This is a genomic window from Rhodoferax sp. UBA5149 (assembly GCF_002413825.1).
GTDB lineage: Bacteria > Pseudomonadota > Gammaproteobacteria > Burkholderiales > Burkholderiaceae_C > Rhodoferax.
On the sequence record NZ_DHXT01000163.1, the window covers coordinates 1 to 3556 of the forward strand.

Genomic DNA, 3556 nt, shown 5'->3' on the forward strand with positions numbered 1-3556 from the left:
ACAGAATGCAACACTACACTAGGCGCAGAAGTGACCCTGCAAATGCGCATGAACGAAGCCCCCGAGCCACCACCGCCCGGTGCGATTCCCCCAGGCTTTGAAAACAAAATCATGCACGCCAACCTGCGCATCGGACAGATGAACCTGATGGTGTCCGACGGCAACAGCAATATGCAGCCCACTTTCAAAGGCTTCACCCTGAGCCTTGGCGTGGCTGATGCGGCCGAGGCCGACCGCAAGTTCACCGCGCTACAGCAAGGCGGTGGCAAAGTGACGATGCCACTGGGCAAGACATTTTGGTCGCCCTGCTTTGGCATGGTCGAAGACAAATTCGGCGTGGGCTGGATGGTCATCGTGCCTTCACCGGAGATGCCCTGACCATGAAGCGAACGACGAAGACCACGACACCAACAACGACCTACCAAGGCAGTTGCCATTGCGGCAACATCCAATTTGAAGCGGCCGGCGTGCTGTCGCCACCCGAGGCCAGGCTCATGTGACAGCTTGGCCATCGACTCCCTCGGCCTTGACCATGCGGTTTCTGTCCGTCGTCTCGCACATTTGCACTCGGGCGTCATCAAGACCAACCCTCGCGGCTCAGCCCTTGCCGTCGGCTAGTGGTTAAGATTGCTCGCTATGAGTCCGATTCGGTTGTCCCACATGGGACCTTCACCCCATAAGTTCGCCCCCATGCTGGGCGCACACCAATCGTTCGTGTGGGATGGCTTCGCCGTCACACAACTTCAACGTTAGGTTTCTTATGAATCGCCTCCGAACAATTCACCTAGTCATCGGCACCCTTGGGTTCATCACGTTCGTGCTCACAGGCCAATACATGCACTTGGTTCACGGCCACCTGCGCGAGATGGCAGACGGGCCAAGACTCCTGTACCGTTCCTCTCACATCTATTTGTTGTGGTCTTCTTTGCTTAATGTGCTTCTTGGGTGCTATCTCAATCCTCTACGCAATCGGTCTCTCGGCGTGGCGCAGTCGATAGCTGGTCTTGCCATTCTCATTGGGCCGTTCTTGCTCACCACTTCTTTCTTCGTTGAATCGAATAACCCAAGCTTGGCCAGGCCGGTCGCATGGCTTGCAATTTATCTCGCGCTTGCTGGCTGCGTCCTTCATGCAATGTCCTCACTCTGGTCGCGTGCTAGTGGCAATGAAGCGAGAATTCAACCGTGAAGTACAGCGCGAAACCTATCCCATCAGTCGAGGCGACCACATGCGCCAGCACATAGCCTTTCTTCACACCTCGCCTGTTCATGTCGAGACATTTGAACGTCTCGTCAGAGCCGCAAACCCAGCGATAAAGATCGAGCACGTCGTCGCAGAAGACCTGTTGGCGGAAGCCCAGAGCGTTGGCCCGGCCGACCCTGCCCTAGTCGCCCGCGTTCAAGATGCAATGAAGTCTGCGGCGTCAAACGGTGCTGCAATCGTCGCGTGTACTTGCTCAACTATTGGTGGAGCAGCCGAAAAAACACCAACCGACGGTCGTTTTATCGCCGCACGAATCGACCGCGCCATGGCAGATAGAGCCGTCAAGCTAGGGCCTCACATATTGGTTGTCGCAGCGCTCGAAAGCACGCTGAAACCCACTGTCGACCTTATCCAAGAGTCAGCCTCAGCGGTCGGAATCAACACAGAAATTCAACTTGTTTTGGCCAGTGATGCATGGCCGCATTTCACCAACGGTGATCGGGAAGCCTACATAGAAGCAGTCGTTCAGGCCGTACGCACAGCACCAAGAACTGCAAATGTCATTGTCTTGGCCCAAGCGTCCATGGCGTCGGCGGCCGAAAGTTTGCGTGAGCTTGGTGTCGAAGTACTTTCCAGCCCAAGGATCGGGGTGCAAAGCCTTCTGGCATGCCTCGGACAATGACGGCTAACCCTTTTAGAGAGAGGACGTCACCCGGCAAGCCGGGCGCCGCCTCTCATCTCAAACGTTCGGTCAATGCTGTTCAAGGAGCCCCCCACCATGACATCCGCCCTCGAACTTTCGTGTGACACTTTTCGCCGTGAAATTGCGCCCGCCTTGGGCGCGGCCATCGCCGGTTTGTGGCTGGGCGTGCGCGTGCTGCAACCGGGCGAATCCATGTCTGCCGAGATGCGTATTCATGTGGCGCGCGTCACATGAGCGCGCCCCCTGTCAACTGGCAAGCCGTCACCCGCCAGCCCTGCGAACTGGGCGAGTCGCCGTTCTGGCATCCGCAGGAGCACATGCTGTACTGGGTGGATATTTCGGGCAAACAAATCCTGCGCGTCCATGTCGAGACCGGCCGTGTTGAAACCTGGGACCTGCCCTGCGAGCCCGGCTGCATCGCGCCGGCGGCCAGTGGCGGCCTGGTGATGGCGCTACGCCACGGCGTGTTCCGCGCCCGCGCGTGGCGCGGGCCGCTGCAGCACATCGCCACCCTCGATTACGACCCGGCGCAGATGCGCGCCAACGATGGCAAATGCGACGCCCTCGGGCGTTTCTGGATCGGCACCATTGACGAGACGCGCGTGGCGCGCAACGCCGCGCTGTATTCGCTGGATTGCCGCGAAGGCGGCAGCCCGTTGATCGAACGCAAGCTCGATCAAACGACGCTGCCTGCCACCACCGCCAACGGCCTGGCCTGGAGCCCCGACGGCCGCACCCTGTACTGGGCCGACACGCCCAGCCACGTGGTGCATGCCTGGGATTTTGAAGTGCACAGCAACAGCATGACGGCGCACCGTACCTTTGCGCAGTTCGCGCCCAAGCCCGCGGACTGGCAATTCGATCAAGGCACTTACCAGGGCCGCCCGGACGGCGCCGCCGTGGACCTGCAGGGCAACTACTGGGTGGCCCTGTTCGAGGGCCGTCGGGTGTGCAAGTTTTCAGCCAGCGGCGCCCTGCTGGCCGAGTTCGCAACCCCGGCGCAATGCCCCACCATGCCCTGCTTCGGTGGCGAGGATTTGCAAACGCTGTACCTCACCAGCGCGCGCCACAACCGAAGTGCCGCCGAACTGCAAGCCTTCCCGCTGTCGGGCTGCGTGTTTTCCATGCGCGTGGAGGTGCCGGGCTTGCCGGTGAACTTCTTCGCCGACTAATTTTTTGAACCCAAAGGTTTCAAAAAATTCAAACCAGGGGTGCCTACGGCCTCTTACCATCGACCGCATGTCATCCTTCGATTCTTCGCTTCGCCAGATCACCGACCGCATTCATGCGGCCGCCGCTGACCGTACGCCCCTGCGCATTCGCGGTGGCGGCTCCAAAGATTTTTATGGCCAGTCGCTGCAAGGCGAGCTGCTGGACACCACCCCGCTCAAGGGCATCATCAGTTACGAACCCAGTGAGTTGGTGGTGACGGTGCGCGCCGGCACGCCGCTGGCGGATTTGGAGGCCGCCCTGGCCGAGCAGGGTCAATGCTTGGCCTTCGAGCCGCCCCGTTTCGGGCGTTCTGGCGCCGCACCGGGCACCGCCACCTGCGGCGGCATGGTGGCGGCCGGCCTGAGCGGTCCGGCCCGTGCCAGCGTCGGCGCCGTGCGCGACTTCGTGCTGGGGGTCACCCTGCTCAATGGCCGCGGCGA

5 protein-coding genes are annotated in these 3556 nt (G+C 60.7%); all 5 read left to right on the forward strand.

Annotation, left to right across the window (positions count from 1 at the left end):
- A partial coding sequence (locus tag B3V69_RS14935; RefSeq protein WP_349679220.1) for a VOC family protein occupies positions 1-378 on the forward strand: 378 nt, incomplete at its 5' end.
- A 785-nt stretch (positions 379-1163) separates the two neighbouring features.
- Positions 1164-1883: an Asp/Glu/hydantoin racemase gene (locus B3V69_RS14940; protein WP_296447806.1), complete on the forward strand. Its 720-nt coding sequence runs from the start codon at positions 1164-1166 to the stop codon at positions 1881-1883.
- Positions 1884-1979: 96 nt separating this feature from the next.
- Entirely contained in the window at positions 1980-2138 is a 159-nt protein-coding gene (locus B3V69_RS14945; protein ID WP_296447807.1) for a hypothetical protein, read from the forward strand.
- The gene (locus tag B3V69_RS14950; RefSeq protein ID WP_296447808.1) at positions 2135-3076 is read left to right on the forward strand and encodes an SMP-30/gluconolactonase/LRE family protein; all 942 of its coding nucleotides are present in this window, start codon (positions 2135-2137) and stop codon (positions 3074-3076) included. Before B3V69_RS14945 ends, B3V69_RS14950 begins: the two co-directional genes overlap by 4 nt.
- Positions 3077-3143: 67 nt before the next feature.
- A partial coding sequence (locus B3V69_RS14955; protein ID WP_296447809.1) for an FAD-binding protein occupies positions 3144-3556 on the forward strand: 413 nt, incomplete at its 3' end.